The organism is Bacillus sp. 05T21, assembly GCF_056396785.1.
In genome coordinates this window covers 92,646-113,633 of the sequence record NZ_JBFTMD010000017.1, presented here as the reverse complement: position 1 = coordinate 113,633, position 20,988 = coordinate 92,646, and the positions used below count along the sequence as shown (strand labels likewise).

Below are 20,988 nucleotides of genomic sequence, written 5' to 3'. Positions count from 1 at the left end.
ATAGGAATGTCTCCCCAACAAATAAAACGTATTGCCTTGCCATTTTATTCAACAACAGAAAAAGGTACTGGGCTTGGTACTATGATTGCGTACAGTATTATTAAAGAATTAAACGGAGATATAGAGATAGAAAGTGAACTAGGAAAAGGTACACACTTTTCTATCACTATCCCCTGCTAAAATAATAGAAGATGTATTAAAATTTATCTTTAAAAAATAGAAGCTATCTCTACTTCAGGTAATTTTTCAAAGTCTTTCTCTCCTAAGTAAACCCAACCAGAGATACGCATAAAATCTTGTACTTCTTTAGTTGTTTCCATCTTAGCTAAAGCTGGCATATTATATGGACCACAAAATTAGCATATTCGGGAGAGATTTGAATATTAACGAGTTGACCAGATATTTGTGCTCCAGCAGAATCTCCTACAAAATAAACGCGATCTAGTTTTAGGCCATATTCCTTTGCATTTTCTTATATATATTCATAAGCCCCACCTAGTTGGAGTACTGGTGTAGGATATTCTCTTTTAGGAACAAGAGCATAGTTTATATTCACCACTGTATAACCATAGGCAGCTAACTCTACTGCATACCCAGTGATACCTGATTTATCACCACCTACAAATCCACCTCCATGTACCCAAAAAATAACAGGAGTTTTTTCTGTATAATCTTTCGGATAAACGATGTCTAATGTGCCATCTGGAAACTTAGATTTATAACTTATATCCTTAACGATTTTTGTTTCTTGTAGGGCTTTTTCTTAACCCAGTGACGGAATGAACATTCCCCCTTCGAATGCTTTTTTAATCAAAAAAGCTTTTGGAATTGGTGAAAGATTCCAATAACTAAATCCCACAAGAACTAATCCAAAAACTATGAGGAAAGATATAAGAATTTTTTCCATGCTCCTCTAGGTTTTTGTTTTTTTATTTTCATAATAAAATCTTCTCCATTTCTTATTTGGTTACTACCTTAATTTAGACCTAGATTAGAATATGAATTAAATTTGTTTCCCCCTCCTTGACCTGGTGATAATGGTTCACCGTTGAATATATTGTTTATTGGTAGATCAGCTGTTACTCCTGTTAAAAGGGTTACACCACCAATGAATCCACTAAGAGATGGTGTTGCTCCAAATTCTTTTGCAGCATTAATCCCTACATAAATAACCAAATAACTAAATATCTCATTTTTAATAACATTAAAAATAGTCACATACTGCTGCCATGTAGTACTGTCTAAGTTTCCGGCAGTAATATTGTTTGACAAAATTGATGCAATACCCGCGATTAAACCAGCTCCAACAAAAGCTGGAATTAAAGGACTGAATATATTCCCGATTTTTCTTAAAAATGTTTTAAAAGGTGTATTATTTCTTTCTTTTGTTCAGCCTTCATTTCTGCACCTTTTGCTTGTAAATCTTCAGCGGAAGGTGCTGCTGAGCCAACATACTTCTCTTTCCCTTGTGCTACAACAATTTCGAATTGTTCTATATGCTAATATACTTGTACGATTTTGTAATATGTAAAATTAATGTTCTTTAAACTTTTATATACGGGGCCATCAAACCAAGCAAACAGGTCACCACAAAAATAATGATAAAATGAAATTCTTTGTTTCAAGAAGGCTATAAAATTTCGTTCTGGGGGTGCCACAAAATTTCAAGTTGATAGCGATTTGTTGCTATCCCAATGAATAAAATTTGATTATATAAAAATAATAAAAACACGACTGTTATACGTAAAGAGGTGTAAATCATGTCTTTAAATGAAAAGACCTTAGAAACCATGGAAAATACCATTGTTGAAACTATCCAGACAAATAATTTACAAGAACTTAAGAATACATTAGAACAGATCTTTGATATTTGTGCCGATTTAGTTGAACATCCATTACAATTAAAAACAAAAACGAATGTTTTACTATATTATTTTGAAGGTCTGACAGATAGTTTTGTACTAAAAGGAAATGTCGTTACACCATTATTACAAGAAGTAAATGAAGACAGACAAGTATTTAATTCTAATATTATTGCTACTTATACAAAAACAGTATATACATGGAATGAAATTAAAAAAGGGCTGCTCGAGGGACAATGTGTACTGTTTATGGAAGGAGAAAAGAAAGCCCTTCTCATAAATACAAAGGGATGGGCAGAAAGATCGATTCAGGAACCTATTTCAGAAGTTACCATTAAAGGTTCTCATGATGGGTTTATTGAGAATGCCACTAAAAACATAGGTCTCATTCGTAGATATATTCCTTCTACTGAGTTAAAAATCAAAAAATTGACAATCGGAGAACGGGCCACTACTTTTGTATATTTACTTTACTTAGGCGATGTAGCTAACGAAGATGTGGTACAGGAAGTGGAGACAAGAATCTGTAAAATTAAAACTGATACAGTATTGAGCATAGGAGAATTGTCCAACTTTACAAAAGATCAAAATTGGACTCCCTTTCCACAGGCTTATTTAAGTGAACGCCCAGATGCTATTTCTAATCATATCCTTGATGGTAAAGTAGCAGTGTTAATTGATAGATCTCCTGGTGCAATGATCGTTCCAATGAATTTAATTGGATTTTTTCAGACTCCCGATGATTATAATGTACATTGGCTGATTGCATCATCTTTTCGCTTATTACGATTTTTAGGATTTATTATAGCTATATTTTTACCCGCAATATATATTGCAATGGTTTCATTCCACTTTGAAATCATTCCTTTAGATCTATATACTTCTATTGCAACGTCAAGAATTAAAGTCCCTTTCTCTCCTTTACTAGAAGCATTTATTATGGAAATTACATTAGAAATGCTTCGTGAAGCTGGTATTCGTCTACCACAACCAATTGGACAAACAATTGGAATTGTTGGAGGTATTGTAATTGGACAAGCAGCTGTTCAAGCAGGACTTGTGAGTAATGTTATGGTTATTATCGTATCTATTACTGCCATTGCATCATTTGTTGTTTCTAATTATGATTTATCAAGTTGTATTCGGCTTATTCGTTTTCCAATGATGTTATTTGCCTACTTTTTTGGAATTGTAGGTATTGTTAGTGGATTAATGCTCTTATTTGCTCATTTTGTTTCAATAACTTCCTATGGTTCACCATACGGATTGCCAATAGCACCATTTCGTCTCCAAGAGTTAAAAGATTCATTTGTAAGATTTCCTATTTCTATGCTCACCACCCGCTCGAGTACCGGACAGCCGAAACAAAAAAAGAAAAAAGAAGGTGGTTCGCATGGGGAATCTTAAATTCCAAAACATAACTTTATTTGAATTTATTGTTTTCATTCATTCACTGCAACTTGCATCAGGTATGTTAATTATGCCAAGCCCTCTTGCCACTACCGCTGGTACAGACGGCTGGATTTCTATCATTCTGGGATGGATAATTACTTCTATAATTGGCGTAATTATTATATTAATGTTACAAAGAAATCCTAACAAAAATTTCTCTCAGATCTTAAATGCATACTTTGGTAAATGGCTAGGAACAATTTTTCTTCTTTTATATGCCTTTTATCTATTTTTTGCTGGTTTTAATACTTTATTAAAGGCAACTGATATTGTAAAAGTGTGGATATTCCCTTCCTCTCCTGCTTATCAAATCTCCATATTATTACTATTGCCTTTTATTATTTTAGCCCTGAGTGGGTTAAGGGCTCTTACTAGTTATTCTATGCTTGTTTTCTTCTTCACTACTTGGATGCCACTATTTCTTCTTTTTTCACTAAAGAGTAACTACAATCCTTTACACTTACTACCTATTTTTAAAGATGGCTTATACCCTATTGTAAAGGCAACAAAAGAAACCATTACTCCTTATGCGGGCTTAGAAATTGCATATTTTATTTATCCGTTCTTACAAAAAAAACAAAAAGCCATAAAAGGAATACTAATAGCGAATACTGGAACCATGTTTTTCTATCTATATGTGACTATTCTTTCTTATATGTACTTTAGTCCGGAGGGGATAAAAGACGTAATTTGGCCAGTATTTCATCTGTTAAAAGGAGTTCGTTTTTCTTTCATAGAACGATTAGAAATTTTATATATCGCTTACTATTTGATTGTATTTTCCACTACAATATATCCGTATTTATTTTTCAGTTTCGAATCTGTGACCATTTTATTTCAAAAAACCGTTCGCAATTGGGTGCTAGTTGGTTTTATGGTATTAATAGTCGGCTTATTCGTTTTTCTAAATCCCGATGTGGATCAATATTTATTTATATATTCTCTTATGGATATCTTAAATATCACTTTCTTTATTCTATTACCAATCTTTTTTTTCGCTTACAGCATTGTTTTTACTTGGTTTGCTAGGAGGAAACAGCTTTGATTCGAAAATGGATATGGATTGTAATCTGTTGTGTATGTTTAATTGGTTGTAGTCAGAGAATTCCTCTTGAAAAAGTTTCTTTAATCCTTTTAATCGGCTTAGATAGAACTTCTAATGGAAACATAAAAGTGGGCACAAGCATACCACTCTTTCATCATAAACAGCAACAAAGTACTATAGAGCATTGGACGCAGGCATCAACTGTATATAATGGATTCAGTAAGATAGATACGAAGTTAACGGGCTATATGACAGCCTCCAAAGCTGAGATCATTTTAATCGGAAAAAAATTAGCGCAAGAATCAAATTGGTTGCAGGAGCTTGATTCTTCTTACCGTGATCCTTACGCTACCATTAATGCTAAAGTAGTACTTGTAGATGGACCTGCAGATGAAATTTTTAAAGTTCATAAGCCTAGTAAACCATCTCTACCATCTTATATAAATGGTGTAATCGAATCGTCTATTCAAAATAATCAATCCGTCTCTTCCACGATTCAACAATTAATGAGAGAAAAAAATGAACAGGGAATGACGCAAACTGTTCCCATTATCAAGAAAACAAATAATGAAATTGATACGGTAGGAATTGCATTTTTAAATCATCAAGGAAAGTACTTAACGAAGATTCCTAAAACCGATGTGAAGTTTTTCAACCTTATTAATAAGTCAAAAAATACAGGTCGGATGATACTACACCTTGTTCTTTCTCCAAAAAAATCTGATAAAAAGCCAAATACGTCTGTTTTCGTACAAAATGCAAAGAGAAAAATTAGTGTTGATTTCCAAAAAGGTAAATTTATTTTTAATATAGATGTAAGTATGAATGTATCCTTAATTGAAAAAACCAACGGACACTTAACTAAAACTCCTTTACATGGTAATAAGAATATAGGTAGATTGGAACATGAAATCCAGGAAGAGTTTAATAAAAAATTACAGGGCATGTTACAGGATATGCAGAGAAATAAAATTGATCCAATTGGTTTGTCATTACATGCTAGAGCTTTTCAATATAAAGAATGGAAAAAGGTAAAAGAAGATTGGTTGCGCGCTTTTTCAAAAGCTAAAATACGTGTGAATACACACGTTAAAATAAAAGATACAGGAACAATTAGAAATTAAACTATCTAGATTATTTTTAGCCAAGAAAACTTCCCCCTCAATTTGTGTGAAGGTGCATAGCACCAATAAGTTAAGTGGAAGATGAATTCACCTTTTCTGTAGGGAAACATGTGTTTCTAGGATATATATGGTTCTGGTGCAAAGTTTCACAAGAGATAAACAGAGGCATGAATATATGAGGAAATATTATGAGGCTACTAGTAATTCCTGTAATTCATGATATACCGAAAAGGCGAAGTCTCCAAAGAGACTTCGCCTTTTCAACGTACAATGAACTTCAACAAAATGTTTTAGTTTTAAAGCCATCGATTAAACTTCCTGATGTATATTCTCTTTATAATTTCAGTAACTAGAGCATATATTGTTAAAATTCCAAATAACCACGGGAAATAATACAACGGAAGTGGAGTTAAGCCAATTTGGGTACTTAACCTGGTAAATGGAAGGGAAATCCCTATAATCATAACTAAACCTGTAAGTATCAAAACAGGTCTAGCAGCCGTACTTTGTAGAAAAGGAATATGTTGAGTACGAATCATATGCACAATTAATAATTGTGTTAGTAACCCTACTACGAACCAACCCGTTTGAAATAAGGATTGCATTTCAAGAATATTTGCACCAAATATATTCCACATTACAATAAAAATGATTATATCAAAAACACTACTTACCGGCCCAATAAAAATGATAAAACGAAATAAATCTTTTGTATCCCAACTTCTTGGTTTCACTAAAAATTCATTGTCTACTTTATCCCATGGAATTGAAAGTTGGGATAGATTATATAGTAAGTTTTGACATAATATTTGAATTGGTAACATTGGAAGAAAAGGAAGAAATGCGCTAGCAATTAATAAACTTAATACATTTCCAAAATTTGAACTTGCTGTCATCTTAATATACTTCAGTATATTTCCAAACGTTGTCCGTCCTTCCACAATAGCATCTTCTAATACATGTAAATTCTTTTCTAAAAGTATAATATCTGAACACTCTTTAACGATATCATCTGCTGTATGGATAGATACACCAACGTCAGACTGTTTTAAAGCAAACACATCGTTAATTCCATCCCCCATAAATCCAACTGTATGGCCATTCATTTGAAGTGCCTTAATAATACGAAATTTTTGACTAGGATTTAATTTTGCGAACACACTTGTTTTACTTGCAAGTTTTACTAATGCTTTATCAGGAAGACTATCTATTTCATAACCCAGTACTGGTTCTCCTATATACAAGCCCATTTTCCTACATACATTTCTTGTCACGGACTCATTATCACCAGTTAAAATTTTCACTTGTACCCCTTTCTTTTGTAGAGTATGAAGTGCAGCCATAGCCGATTGTTTGGGTGGATTTGAAAAACCAACATATCCAACAAGTATCATATCTGATTCATCATCAATAGAGTAACTCCCCACTTTATCACCCTTTAACTGCTTATATGCAACTGCAACAGCTCGCATCCCACGTTCCTGCCAGAGTTCAATTAAGTGTTTATTTTTATGTTGGATTTCATCTGTAATAGGAATTATCTTATTATTTTCTTTTATATAACTACAAATTGATATAACTTCTCTAACAGCACCTTTACATAGCATTATTCGTTCGTTAGCATTTGTTTCTACAACAACTGAAACTCGTCTTCGATTAAAATCAAATGGGCATTCATCTATTTTTGAGTATTGAGATATATCATATTCACTACTATCTCTTACATAACGCATAACCGATAGATCAATTTCATTTTTATATGCTGTATGAAAGTAACTATTTATATACGCTAATTTCAAAACCTTATCCGACTTTTCTCCATTTGTATCTGTATATCGTACCAGGTCCATTTTATCTTCTGTCAATGTGCCTGTCTTGTCGGTACAGAGAATATCCATAGCTCCGAGATTATGGATAGAAGATAGTTGTTTTACAAGTACCTTCTTTTTACTCATATTAATAGAACCTTTAGCCAAATTAGCGGTTACAATCATTGGAAGCATCTCTGGAGTAAGTCCAATCGCTACAGCTAAAGCGAATAAAAATGCCTCATACCAATTCCCATTTATAACTCCATGTATCATCATAACAATAGGTGTCATGATAATCATAAATTTAATTAATAGCCAGCTAACTTTGCTTACCCCTTTATCGAATCTAGAATCAGATATCTTGTTCAGTTTAAATTGATTCTTTGCTATTGAACCAAAGTAAGTATCTGTTCCAGTACCCACAACTATTGCTTTTGCGGTACCACTTATAATATGAGTTCCCATAAAACAGAGATTTTCCAATTCGATCAAATTTTGGATTTTTCTAATTTTACGTTTTTTGTACATATGGAAATACTGATTTGTTTTAACAATGGGTAATGCTTCCCCTGTTAGTGATGATTGATTTACAAGTAAATTTTCCGATGAGATGATTCGTACATCTGCAGGTACAATATTCCCGGCAGATAATTCTATAATATCCCCTGGTACAAGATTCTCAAGAGCAACTTGTACCTTTCCACTTTCTTCTAATACCGCCCTCTTATTTTCCTTATATAAAACATCTCCCCCCCTGAGAACAGTTACCTTTTCATATACAAGATTTTTTAATTTTTCTATAGACTTCTGAGAACGAATTTCTTGTATGAACCGAATTAACACACTTACAGCCACCATAATCCCTACAATAATAGCACCCTTTATATCATTAGTAAGAAAAGATAACATCCCTAATATTATTAGAAGAGAAATAAACGGACTTCTAAAAGAATTAAATAATGTTATATACCATTTTATTCTTTTTTGATAAATCACTTTATTTTCCCCATATACTTCAAGCCGCTTAGTAGCTTCTTCCTGAGAAAGTCCATGAGACGATGTTTTAAAAAAAGCAAACGTCGACTCAACATCACTTTTTGCAATTTCACTTAGCATTTTATAATTTTTTCCTAGTACTTCCTGATTATAAAAAGATTTTTTTTTATTAGATCGCAACAACTTAACCTCCTACCCATTAAATAAAATCCCCCTGTTTTTTCAAAATATAATTTTAAAGCTACATTTTTATAATCACCTTGAATTTTTAATCAAATTTAGAAGTGCAATTGCACTTAAATAGTATTATTCTCACCGTAAAAAGTAATTTTTATTTATAAGTTTCCTCTTATTAGCAGCAAAAATTTTGAATATAATGTGGTTTGTCGCAAGTATAATAGTGTAGACGCTTTATTTATTATTTTTGAAGTTAGTTTTAACTATATAATGGATTATGAAGGCCCATAAAAATCCTAAAACAGCTCCTATTAATACATCCAGCGGATAATGTACTCCTACCCAGACCCTTGAAAAAGCAATTAAAAAAGCTAACAATAAAAATGCTTTACCTAAACGTTTTTCATATAAGCATAAAGTTATAGCTATTGCGAAGGCACTTGTAGCATGATCACTAGGAAAAGAGGCATTAGCGGTATGCTCAACAAGTTGTTTTATATTCAACTGAGAAACAAATGGTCGTTCTCTATAAAAAAACAATCCAATAATCCTATTCAATCCAAAAGCAAAACAGCATGCTATAATAGCTTGAATTACACAGGTTCTATTTTTATATTTTTTGTTTAACCAAAGAATCATAAATAATAGTATGAACATATACTGAGCATATTCAGCAAAAAAGATCATTAAATAGTCGATGTATACATTTCCTTTCACATGCTCATTTATATACCGAAATCCATTATAATCTAGATTGTTTATTAAATTTAACATTTCTCCTCCATAAGCAAATATATTATCTGTCTTTTTATTGAAAATCGAGATATTTATCAACAGTCCCATTGCTATTAAATTAGCCATTAAAGAACTTCCACCAAAACTAATAAATGGAAGGGGGGGTGCCTGTAAGAGGGAACATTCCCGTGACACCTCCTAAATTAACAATAGATTGAAGACCTATCATACTCCCGATTCCTATTGATATTAGACTTCCAAATTGACTTTTACACCCTTAAGCAATCTTAAAAGAGCGAAGTACTATAGTTAATAAACCAGTTAATATGATTAGTACCTCTATAATTCCAAGCTCCTCAGATACAATTGACATAATAAAATCAGTATGAGGCTCAGGTAAAAAACCTTCCTGTTGAATACTATTTCCATACTCACGTCCACTAACTCCACCAGATCCTATAGCAATAAATGAATTTACAAGTTGGTAACCATCCCCTTTTGCATCAAGAAATGGATTGAACACCGTTGTAATACGTGCCATTTGAACATCAGATAAACCAAACCTAAAAAGAAAGTATAAAGTCGGTATCCTAACAATTGAAGTAACAGTTATCCATTTCATTAAAATAGAAATGTTTATTCCAGAACATATAAACATACTTGCCCCTATTCCTGAAATTAATAATGCAGAACCTAGATTGGGTTGTTTGTATATCAAAAAGAACGTAAACATTAAAAACAAAATAACTTTACAGATTTTCCGAACGGGAAAGCCCAATACGGTGCGATAGCACCCACTTTAGAGGTGGGATGAGAATGAGGTCAAATGCGATGTACAAACAAAACACCGAAGGTACGTTCTGTACATCAAGAATTTGAAATGGTATAATTTTCATAATAGACAAGTGAAAGTTTCTAAAACAATCTTGTTCTCTGAAAACATAATACATATGAGGTTGGAGTAACAAATTCTTCTACTCCGTAAAATGTATTGAGTCGTCAAGCACAAGACGCTAAAACACATTTGAGAACTACTAATCTGACTCGTTTGGTAATAGAACGAGTGCCGTATCTGCTATATGCACTGGATACGGAGTGGTGATGGCACACCGCAATCTTGCACGTCAGCGATACTAGAAATAGACTTCGCCTTTGGTAGCAAGAATCCCACTGACGTTAGTCAGCTTGTGGCTTTAGCCGTGGGAGCCTCAAGGGAACGAACCTAGGTATAGAAACTTAGTATAAATTTTTTATAAGCCTAATAACATTTTTGCAATGGTAAAGTACAGAATTAACCCCGTCCCATCGACTAATGTCGTAATGAACGGACCTGAAATAACAGCTGGATCCAACTTTAACTTATTTAGAATCAAGGGTAATACAGATGAAACAATAGACGACCAAATAACAATGAATAATCCAGTTATAGCTACAACTTGTGCGACTTCTGTACCTACGCCTAAAGTGTACGCACGAATTAATGCCGCCACGGCTAATGTAAGCCCAAGTAAAATACCTACTAATGCTTCTTTTTTCATAACACGAAATATATCTTTAAATTTCACCTCATTTAGAGCTACAGCACGAACCAATGTAGTTACGACCTGTGTACCTGTATTTCCACCAGTTCCAATTAACAATGGAATAAAGAAAGCCAGTGCTACTACATGAGTCAAAGTTTCTTCATAATGTCGAAGTACAGAACCAGTATATGCTTCCGCTACAAACAGAAGTAATAACCAACCTATACGTTTACGGTATATTTGCCAAATAGAGGTTTCAAAATATGGCTTATCTAATGGGGTGCTCCCTCCTAATTTTTGAATATCTTCAGTTGCTTCTTCTTCGAAAACATCCATTGCATCATCAAAGGTTATGATACCTATCATCCGATTATCTATCGTTGTTACAGGTATAGCAGATAAATCATAATCCATTAGCTTTTGTACAGCTTCCTGTTGGTCTAGATCCACTGAAACTGAAATGACATCTGATGCCATTATTGATGATAAATTCTTATCATCAGAAGCTAGCAATAATTCACGAATAGAAACAATTCCATTAAGCTGACCACGCGTATCAAGAACATAAATATACGAAATTGATTCTACCCCTGCCCCAATTTTTCTAATATGCGACAGCGTATCTTTCACTTTCCAATTTTCCCTGGCGGCAATATAGTCAATTGTCATCAGACTGCCCGCTGTTCCAGATTGAAAAACCAGCAGACTTCTAATTCTTTGTTGAGATTCTTCAGACATAAGTTGTATCAGCTTTTTAGCCTGAAGTGCATGAATTGAAAGAATTACATCAACAAGGTCATCAATAGATTGCCTTGCTAATAGCTCTTCACCTTTATCCAAAGGCAAATTGGTACAAATATTATATTGCTCCTCTGGAGTAAGGTAACTAAGAATTTTCGCACCTTTTTCAGTAGGAAAATATTTCATTAAAGATATCTGATCTTTATGATGAAAATCTTTCATTTCCATTGCAATATCATAGGATTGAGTTTTTATAAGCTCTTGCACTAAGTGTATGTCTTGTGTCTTTAATAATTGTTGCAAACATTTTTTCATCGTAATTCCTCCTTAAGGACAATGGTACTTGTTATCATTTTCCCACTTCTGGGAAAACAAATTTCTTAATAAATATGGGATCAATATCATCAATCATTAGTTTTCCCCCCTTTTATTAGAGATTTATTACAAATAAAATTTTGCATATAAAAAACCTCCCCTAGTGATTCAACTAAAGGAGGTCGATTTAAAAAAGACATAGCTAAATAAAGCTCATTCCCCCTAGTTGAGTTTTGGCACTATACAACGTAAAGGATGAATGATTCATCACTTAGCTATCTTAAGAAGAGCCTTAATCCGACAATTCCTGTTCTACCCATTGGCATCTTTCGATATTTTTGGGCAATAGCCTGTGTTTGTATAGGAGCCTCACCTAACAGGTTATAAATATTTAAAATTTTTTGTTTGTTTCGTGTTAAAGCATATCCACTATTTTTGAACTTGTCAAGTAATAAAAAAACCTATTTCTTCACTTTTTGATATCATAACATTCCCAAACCACAGATATAAACATCTGTATAATACTTTATTTTTATACAACGAATTTTACAATTTATGCAATAATTTTTATAAACTATAAACTATTAAATTAATTTATTTTTTTATTATTACACGTGTCCTGATGCTTTATTATTGAAGATTATTGTCCGGAAAAATTTTAAAAAACAAAAAACGCCCAATAGATAACAAAAATTTCAACTTGATTTCCTCTCACTTTCGATATAACCTGTATCTTGAAAAGGGATGAATTTTAAACTCATTATTTTCACATTAGATAAACACGCAAAATATAATTTGCTTATTAGTGCAATTAAAATATGTCTCTGTTGAGTGAGGCTCCTGTATAGTATCTACTATGCACAACCTGATATAGAAAGTGTTCAACAGATTTCGCAAGATTTAAAACAGGAATTACAGAAAAACAAACATTTTTAATGTATTTCATTCCAAATAAGATTTATACAGATAAAATGATATATAGATTTTCCATATGGATTCATCGAAATATTTGAAATTTAAATGCAAAAAAGTAGAAAGCATTCTTGCTAACAAGAATGCTTTCTGTTTTACACGATTTTTCTAGTATTTATTTATTTTTATTAAAAAAGATATAACTAGGGTCATAAAATAACCATTGATTATCACCAATACTTAACCATCCATTTTGTTCCTTATATACAGAATATGATTCATTTTTATTTAGTTTACGAATTACTTCATAAGTCGTCCCAGGTCCCTTGCGCAGATTTACACCAGAACCAGTTATGGTAACAACACCTATTGAATTATTGTTATCATTATTTAATACATGTAGCATTCTATTCAGAAAGGCAGCAGCTTCTCCGCGAGTGGCTGTACCTTTGGGCATAAATTCGTTTTTTTCATTTCCTTTTACAATCCCTAGTCCATAAACACGTTGTACAGCCTGTTTATCATACGCTAAGTTCTGATCAGTAAAAGGCAAGTCTACTAGCTTTCCAATAATATTTTTATACTGTAACGCTCGATCAATCATAATGACCACTTCATCACGCTTAATTGTGTCATTTGGAGCAAAAATATTTTTTCCCCTACCACTAATGATTCCAGCTGCTGCTGCACGATTAATTCCATCTATTAATGAGGGGTGTGCCGTATTAAGATCCGTAAAGTTTGAAGTACCCTCAGGCAACTTTAAGGATCTAGTAATAAATGTTGCAAATTCTGCTCGAGTAACAAGACGATCCGGCCAATATGAACCTTGTCCATCCCCTACCATAATCCCTTGCGATGCTAATTCACGAATATCCTTTTCATACCAACCACCGGTAATATCATCTTTATTGTTAGCGTTATAATAGTTTTTTGTACCAACTAAGAAATCATTCCAAGTATCTCTTTTAATCATTTTTGATGGACAAATTTTCCCGCTCCAATTTTGATGTTTAACCACATGATCTATAGTAATATCTAACTCCCTCATCAAATATGCTGTTAATTTACGAGCGTTATCCACAGCTTTATCATAGTTCCCATCACTATTTACAGCAATTTCAATTGCAATGGATTGTCTATTTCCAGTTCCATTCGTTCCATCACCTGCATGCCAACCGTTCTCATCTAAAGGTAGATGTTGATAAATCTCTTTATCATCCACTGTAAAGTGCCACGAAGCAGCACGATCTGTATTCCCTGTTGCTTGATTATATAAATATTGTGCGTGATTTTTTGCACCTGCCCCTGGGCTCTCATTATCTGTTTCATGAATTGTAATATATTTTGCATTCATCGCATATCCAGGACGAATATTATCGTTACCTTTTGGAACAATCCATTCTGTAAATGGTACACCATATATATTACTAGTAGTAGCTCTTTGTTTGATAAGTGAAGGCTTTGACCCTTTAAATTTTACAGAAGGCGACTTTATCCATTTGATTTCACCATCAGTTTGTATTTGAAACCAATCACCTGCCTGTGTTATAGCATCTAGTGTTTGGGGTTCTAAACTACCATTTTCTTTAAATTCATCAAATGGAGATGAATAAACTTCTGTTTTCTCATTAATTACTATTTTTCTTGAATCACTTGGTAAAGTATAGATATTTCTTTCTATAAAGGTTTGATTACTATTATATATCCAACCTTCTCCCGAGCTTGTTTGAACAAAATACCAGTCACCTTTCTTCTTTGTTCCTGTTGCTATTTGTTTAGGTATTTCACTGGTAACAGTAGATTGTATATTAGGAGAATCATATAAAGTAGTTTGTTTTTGGATATTTACAATAAAGTTTCCTTGTATTTCACCATTTTCATCTATTTTATCCCCTTTTCCATCCTCATCTCTCATATCATCTTCAATACTCTTTATCGCTTCTATATCAGAAGACGTTATTTTAGTTCCCGTTACTACATTTTCTACTGAATCTGCAAACGAAGTAGTAGGAATGTTTATGTTTACTATTTGAAGTACCATGACCGCTGCTAAGACGTTATAAAGTCGTTTATTCATATTAATTTTTAACACACAATGCACGTATTGCGCTGTGTTAAATCCCCCTCCTTTTTTAAAATAGTTTTAGCAAATTTACAAACGAAAACAATTTCAATATTCTGTAATTTTATGCTAAAAACCACCATTTCTGTATTATTGTATATAAATAAAAGTGGAAATTATCTTTAATAACAGTTCTCCCTCCTCTTCCCATATTCATATTTCTAATAATTACACGCATTTTAGAGTAGCGTATAAAAAAAGAACTACAATGATAAAGAATAATTTACCTCTTGAATTTCAGAGCTTAACAAAATTTTATGCAGTGAATATGGGGAAATTATGTCCGTTATTTGAACCCTAACATTCATCTATAGTAATTATATATTAAAAATGAAATTGACTTATTCAAAACAGGTCTGTTTTCTCGCGGGCACCAATAAACAGGACGTTCCATCGGTGCCTGCTCCTGTTCATGTCCCTTTTCTTTTTTCTTTACTTCTTCTATTAGTATGTTTTTTCTGACTTTGCGAACTACAAAGAACATATAACAAAATAAATTTGAGTATTTATATCATTTTATTTATTCCGAATAGTATTTCAAGTAAAATAAGGGATTTTTTTCATTTTTATTTTTCTGTATTTTCTAATTTCATATGTTATAATGAAAAAAACTTAAATTTCGACATTTTTCGTCAAAAAAAGGAGAGTGCTCTATGAAACAATCGTTAACTTTTAAAGAAACAATCCCTATTGGACTTATGCTGTTTGCAATATTTTTCGGTGCAGGTAATATGATATTCCCTCCATTATTAGGATATTCATCTGGATCGAATATTTGGATATCGATTTCGGGATTTGTTGTGAGTAGTATTGGACTTCCATTACTAGCCATCGCTGCTATTTCCCTTTTTGGTGGAAATGTTAGTACCCTTGCTAGTAGGATTCACCCCGCCTGTGGTGTTATTATCCCTCTTATCATTTATTTAGCAATTGGCCCTTTTTTCGCCATTCCTCGTACAGGCACTGTTTCATATGAAATGGCAGTTGCCCCCTTTTTAAGTAACACCATGCAAAATCAATGGTATATATTACTCCTATATACATTTTTATATTTCGTTGTAACGTATTGTCTATCTTTAAATCCCTCTAAATTGGTAGATAGAATTGGAAAATATTTAACCCCACTGTTACTAATCATGATTAGTATTATTATTGTTAAAGCAATTTCTTCACCAGTTGGATCTATTTCAACACCCTCTGATTCATATCAGGAAGCTCCTTTTTTCAAAGGATTTATTGAAGGGTTTTTAACAATGGATGCCCTTGCTGCTCTCGTATTTGGAATTATCGTAATTAACGCTATAAAAGAAAAAGGTGTTACAAATAAAAAATCCATTGCTAAATCTACTATAGTAGCAGGGCTTATAGCCGCGCTTGGATTATCTATCATATATATATCACTTGCTTATATTGGAGCTACTTCTCAAACATTTGGCACATTTGAAAACGGAAGTGTGTTATTAACAAATGTAGTACAACATTTATTTGGGCAATATGGTCTTTCCTTATTAGGAATTACAATGTTATTCGCATGTTTAACTACATCTGTAGGACTCGTTTCAGCATGTGGGAGATTTTTCACAACACTATTTCCAAAGATTTCTTATAACAAAATCATTTTAATTATTTGCTTATTTAGCTTTGGAGTATCAAACCTTGGTTTGTCTATGCTAATTAAACTTTCCCTACCTATCCTAATTGTTATCTATCCTGTAGCAATTGTGCTAATTATCCTCGCTTTTTTTGATCGATTTATAAAAGATAAGCAGGCTGTCTATGTTGGATCAGTTTTAGGAGCATTACTGATTAGTATAGTACAAGGATTAGAAACAGCAGAACTTGCAAGTGACTCGTTGCTTACTTTCATGCAATACGTTCCTCTATATAATGAAGGAATGGGATGGGTTTTAATATCCTTACTTGGTAGTTTGATTGGTTTGATGATTTCAGGAAGAACTAAACAATGTTCTACTACCTAAAATCATTAAGGCAATTGTAATCATTGGAACAATGTAACTCTAAAGGGGCATCTGATTCGTGTACAAAAAGAAAATATATAAACGAAAATAGTATCGGGATTGAATTTTTCCTGGTAATAACATTATGGTAGCTTTTTTGAACTCCCCCCACTTAACACTCTTACGAAATGTTTGAAGTGGGGGATTCCTGCGAACATCGATGTATCCACCAGTTATCTTAGCAGTCTCTGCCCGTAGTTCCTACGGTAAGAACTGAAGTGTCTTGTACGTTGACTCATCACGCTTCCTACTTTAGCTTGGTTTTCGCAACTTCGGCAAGCGTGGGACGATGGAACGTTGAAGATTTGACGTTTGCAACGATTTTTCTGCAGCCAACCTCATATCTTCAGTTTTCAAAGAGCAATCTGTACAAGTATATGGTCGCAAACGTTTTGACTTACGCCATCCGACATTTATCTCCCACCTACCTACTGGTGCTATCACACCTTCACACAAATTGAGGAGTAAGTGTTCTGTCGGAAAAAGATAAAATAATTTTTGAACATCATGTTTCCGCTTATTTTCTTTGTCATACTGAATCCATGTCTTTTTAGATAAATATATATTCATTAGAATAAGGAGGAGTAGGCATATGGATTTTATTAAAGATGTAATCACTCCCATCCACAAATTCATTGGAATTACAAATGAATTTTTATGGGGTTACATCCTAATTGCTCTTTTAATTGGGGTTGGATGCTATTTTACAATTCAGACAAGGTTTGTACAATTTCGCTATGTTGGTGAAATGATTCGCTTACTTAGTGATGGTGCAAGTTCCTCAACTCGTAAAGCACAAAAAGAAAAAAATGGAGTTTCTTCTTTTCAAGCATTTTGCATGAGTACAGCTTCTCGAGTTGGTACAGGAAATCTAGCTGGTGTTGCCATTGCGATTTCCACCGGCGGGCCCGGTGCAATATTTTGGATGTGGCTTATCGCAATAATTGGAGGAGCTTCTGCATTTGTTGAAAGTACACTTGCTCAAATATACAAAGTAAAAGATGGAAATAAATTTCGAGGCGGTCCAGCTTACTATATGGAAAAAGGATTAAATAAACGCTGGATGGGAGTTATTTTCTCAATTTTAATTACAGTTTGCTTTGGTCTTGTGTTTAATGCTGTTCAAGCGAATACAGTTACGCTAGCATTTGAAAACGCATTCAACCTAGAGCCTACAATAGTCGGCTGTATACTAGTAGGTTTGATAGCACTAATCATTTTTGGAGGCGTAAAACGGATTGCTCGTGTCGCAGAAATGATTGTACCATTTATGGCGATTCTTTATGTTGGTGTTGCACTATTTGTGGTTATTACAAATATTACGCAAGTTCCTATTTTATTCAAAGAAATTTTGCTGCATGCTTTTGGTATTAAGGAAGTTGTAGGCGGAGGGCTTGGTGCTGCGATTCTTCTAGGAGTAAAGCGTGGTTTATTTTCAAATGAAGCTGGCATGGGAAGTGCGCCAAACGCAGCTGCGACTGCCAATGTTACACATCCTGTTAAACAAGGATTTATTCAAACACTTGGTGTTTTTACGGATACACTAATAATTTGTAGTTGTACTGCATTTATGATACTTCTATCCGATATGCACAATGCTACAGATCTAAATGGGATTCAATTAACACAAGAAGCATTGAAAACTCATATTGGGCCATGGGCACCTACCTTTGTAGCAATAGCTATTTTTCTATTTGCTTTTAGTTCTCTCGTTGGAAACTATTACTATGGGGAAACAAACATTGAATTCTTAAGTGGTAGTAAGACATTATTACTGATATATCGTATTTCGGTAATTGGTATGGTAATGCTAGGTTCTATAGCAACGGTTCAAATTGTTTGGGATATTGCAGATTTATTCATGGGGATTATGGCCATTTTCAACCTAATTGCAATCATCCTCCTTGGAAAATATGCTTTCTCCGCTCTCAAAGATTATTTAAGGCAAAAGAAAGCCGGAAAAGATCCGATTTTCTATGCAACTAATATTCCTAATTTAAATAACACTGAATGCTGGAACAGCGAAAGCACCAAAGAAAAGATTGGATAACAAAAATCTTTTCTTAAATACAGAGGAGTCAATTTTAGAATACCGAAAATACACCTTTATTCAGGTCGTTTATTAAATACAGATTATATGAACACAACTTTGAACTACCCCCACTTAACACTCTAATGAGATGTTTGAAGTGGGGGATTCCTGCGAACACCGATGTATCCACCGGTTATTTTAGCAGGCTCTGCCCGTAGTTCCTACGGTAAGAACTGAAATGTCTTGTACGTTGACTCACCACGATCCCTACTTTAGCTTGGTTTTCGCAACTTCAGCAAGCGTGGGACGATAGAACGTTGAAGATTTTACGATTGCAACGATTTTTCTGCAACCAACCTCATATCGTCAGTTATCAAAGAGCAAGCTGTACAAGTATATGATAGCAAGTATTTTGGCTTACGCTAACAGACATTCATCTCCCACCTATCTGCTGGTGCTAGCACATCTTCACACAAATTAAGGAGAGAGTCTTCTGGCGGAAAAAGATAAAAAGGAAAAGGACGTATTAGTTATGCACTCTATTCGAACAAATAACCTAGAACAATTACTAGAGCAAGTACAATCATATACAAAAAAAGGTAAACTGGCTACTTATATCCCAGAATTAAGAAATGCAAATCCAGATGATTTAGGGATTGCAATTTATCATAAAGAAACAGATTATATCCATGCCGGGAACTCCCAAACGCTTTTTACCCTTCAAAGTATTTCAAAAGTAATTACGCTTGCACTTGCACTTTTAGAGCGTGGCGAAGAGTATGTATTTTCTAAAGTAGGAATGGAGCCAACTGGTGACCCATTTAATTCTATTATTAAACTAGAAACAGCTTACCCTTCTAAACCACTCAATCCAATGATTAACGCAGGGGCACTAGCGATTACAAGTATACTAACAGGGGATAGTAATGACGAGAAGATGGAACGGATTCTTTCCTTTGTGCGTGATATTACGGACAATCCTACAATTAATTACTCTTCCAAAGTAGCCGGCTCTGAATTAGAAACAGCTTACTTAAATCGTTCTCTTTGCTACTATATGAAACAAAATGACATTATCAATGGCGATGTAGAGGCGTTAATGGACTTATACACACGACAATGTGCAATTGAGGTAAACTGCATTGATTTAGCACGGATTGGTTTGATTTTTGCAATGGATGGATATGATCCATATAGAAAAAAACAAATCGTTCCGAAACATATAACAAAAATTTGTAAAACATTTATGGTCACATGCGGCATGTACAACGAATCTGGTGAATTTGCAATTCGCGTCGGAATTCCCGCCAAGAGTGGGGTTTCCGGTGGGATATTCGGATGCGTAAAAGGAGAAATGGGAATTGGTATTTTTGGACCCGCTCTAGATGCTAACGGAAATAGTATAGCTGGTTTTAAAATACTAGAACTACTTTCCGCGCAAAAAGGCTGGAGTATGTTTTAACGAATTCCCCGAAAAAATTCTCCTTCCTCAAGCGTTGGACATCTAGGATGGAACACACCGAAGTAATTCTCAGGGAGACGAGAGGTTGCTTTCATCGTGGAACTGAGAAGCTCCCACTTCAAGCTTTGCTAAGTGGTGAATAGTTCACATTCATAAGTTATTATCTAATTGATACAATATGTCCTCTTACCGTTAAAATGAAGAAAGTACCTTTAGTAGTATAGGTACTTTCTTTAAATATACCTTCTATTTACTTGTCTATCGTTCAAGTATAAACAAAACACAACTGTTTTTCTATGAAAAAGCGATACTTTCATCCCATTCCTAAAGGCGGACTAAAGTTCGATATCGTCTTTCCCACATCGCGAAATCTGTAAAAGGTGCTGAAAAGAGCTTAAACTTATATACGCTTAGCTTAATAGCAATGTGGCGCGATCCCTATTATCTTGCTTGTATTTTTGCTTATTGCCCTTATTCGGATTATATAATACCACTTGAACTTAAAAAGTATCACTGTCCGTAAAACCTAAAACATTCATTTCTTCTTTCAATGAACGCCATGGTTCTATTTTAATGGATTTTGTAGTTTTGTCCCTTAGCACACATGCAGATAATTTGTTTCTTCTTTCTTTTTCAAAATCCGCCCTACTGCAAAATG

The 20,988-nt window shown here is 33.7% G+C and carries 11 protein-coding genes, 4 pseudogenes and 1 riboswitch; of the genes and pseudogenes, 7 read left to right on the top strand and 8 right to left on the bottom strand.

The window, feature by feature from the left end; translation table 11 throughout:
• On the top strand, positions 1-180 hold a 180-nt coding region (locus AC1DKZ_RS23615; protein ID WP_476997181.1), incomplete at its 5' end, for an ATP-binding protein.
• A gap of 32 nt (positions 181-212) precedes the next feature.
• Here the strand turns inward: AC1DKZ_RS23615 and AC1DKZ_RS23610 are convergent.
• Both AC1DKZ_RS23610 and AC1DKZ_RS23605 read right to left on the bottom strand, forming a co-directional pair.
• A pseudogene (locus AC1DKZ_RS23610) lies at positions 213-939 on the bottom strand (alpha/beta hydrolase); the annotation flags it as partial.
• A gap of 78 nt (positions 940-1,017) precedes the next feature.
• Positions 1,018-1,386 (bottom strand): annotated as a pseudogene (locus tag AC1DKZ_RS23605) (PTS transporter subunit EIIC); the annotation flags it as partial.
• Between the two features lie 374 nt (positions 1,387-1,760).
• Here AC1DKZ_RS23605 and AC1DKZ_RS23600 point away from each other — a divergent pair.
• From AC1DKZ_RS23600 to AC1DKZ_RS23590, 3 genes are read left to right on the top strand one after another with little or no spacing between them, the layout of a single operon-like run.
• Positions 1,761-3,269, top strand: a complete 1,509-nt coding sequence (locus AC1DKZ_RS23600) for a spore germination protein (protein WP_476997180.1) — start codon at positions 1,761-1,763, stop codon at positions 3,267-3,269.
• The gene (locus AC1DKZ_RS23595) at positions 3,256-4,359 is read left to right on the top strand and encodes a GerAB/ArcD/ProY family transporter (RefSeq protein WP_476997179.1); all 1,104 of its coding nucleotides are present in this window, start codon (positions 3,256-3,258) and stop codon (positions 4,357-4,359) included. The genes AC1DKZ_RS23600 and AC1DKZ_RS23595 overlap by 14 nt, the downstream gene beginning before the upstream one ends.
• Positions 4,356-5,483 (top strand): Ger(x)C family spore germination protein, encoded by a 1,128-nt coding sequence (locus AC1DKZ_RS23590; protein ID WP_476997178.1) that lies wholly within the window; start codon positions 4,356-4,358, stop codon positions 5,481-5,483. Before AC1DKZ_RS23595 ends, AC1DKZ_RS23590 begins: the two co-directional genes overlap by 4 nt.
• Before the next feature lie 296 nt (positions 5,484-5,779).
• Here the strand turns inward: AC1DKZ_RS23590 and mgtA are convergent, their stop codons facing one another.
• From mgtA to AC1DKZ_RS23560, 6 genes and pseudogenes are all read right to left on the bottom strand, one after another.
• On the bottom strand, positions 5,780-8,473 hold the full coding sequence (gene mgtA, locus AC1DKZ_RS23585) for a magnesium-translocating P-type ATPase (protein WP_476997177.1): 2,694 nt from the start codon (positions 8,471-8,473) through the stop codon (positions 5,780-5,782).
• Between the two features lie 228 nt (positions 8,474-8,701).
• Positions 8,702-9,241: an undecaprenyl-diphosphatase gene (locus tag AC1DKZ_RS23580; RefSeq protein ID WP_098765524.1), complete on the bottom strand. Its 540-nt coding sequence runs from the start codon at positions 9,239-9,241 to the stop codon at positions 8,702-8,704.
• Positions 9,242-9,274: 33 nt separating this feature from the next.
• Positions 9,275-9,959, bottom strand: a pseudogene (locus AC1DKZ_RS23575) (FtsW/RodA/SpoVE family cell cycle protein); the annotation flags it as partial.
• 493 nt (positions 9,960-10,452) lie between these two features.
• On the bottom strand, positions 10,453-11,781 hold the full coding sequence (mgtE, locus tag AC1DKZ_RS23570; protein WP_219303947.1) for a magnesium transporter: 1,329 nt from the start codon (positions 11,779-11,781) through the stop codon (positions 10,453-10,455).
• Between the two features lie 211 nt (positions 11,782-11,992).
• A riboswitch (M-box (ykoK) riboswitch) is annotated at positions 11,993-12,169 on the bottom strand.
• 699 nt (positions 12,170-12,868) lie between these two features.
• Entirely contained in the window at positions 12,869-14,773 is a 1,905-nt protein-coding gene (locus tag AC1DKZ_RS23565) for an S-layer homology domain-containing protein (protein WP_476997176.1), read from the bottom strand.
• 394 nt (positions 14,774-15,167) lie between these two features.
• A pseudogene (locus AC1DKZ_RS23560) lies at positions 15,168-15,302 on the bottom strand (transposase); the annotation flags it as partial.
• Between the two features lie 169 nt (positions 15,303-15,471).
• Between AC1DKZ_RS23560 and brnQ the strand changes: the two are divergent.
• The 3 genes from brnQ to glsA all read left to right on the top strand — a co-directional run bounded on the left by brnQ (position 15,472) and on the right by glsA (position 20,330).
• On the top strand, positions 15,472-16,797 hold the full coding sequence (gene brnQ, locus AC1DKZ_RS23555; RefSeq protein ID WP_476997175.1) for a branched-chain amino acid transport system II carrier protein: 1,326 nt from the start codon (positions 15,472-15,474) through the stop codon (positions 16,795-16,797).
• 631 nt (positions 16,798-17,428) lie between these two features.
• Positions 17,429-18,886 (top strand): alanine/glycine:cation symporter family protein, encoded by a 1,458-nt coding sequence (locus tag AC1DKZ_RS23550; protein ID WP_476997174.1) that lies wholly within the window; start codon positions 17,429-17,431, stop codon positions 18,884-18,886.
• Positions 18,887-19,400: 514 nt separating this feature from the next.
• Positions 19,401-20,330 carry a glutaminase A gene (glsA, locus tag AC1DKZ_RS23545; RefSeq protein ID WP_476997173.1) on the top strand — a complete coding sequence of 310 codons (930 nt, stop codon included), beginning with the start codon at positions 19,401-19,403 and terminating at the stop codon, positions 20,328-20,330.
• Positions 20,331-20,988: the final 658 nt, after the last annotated feature.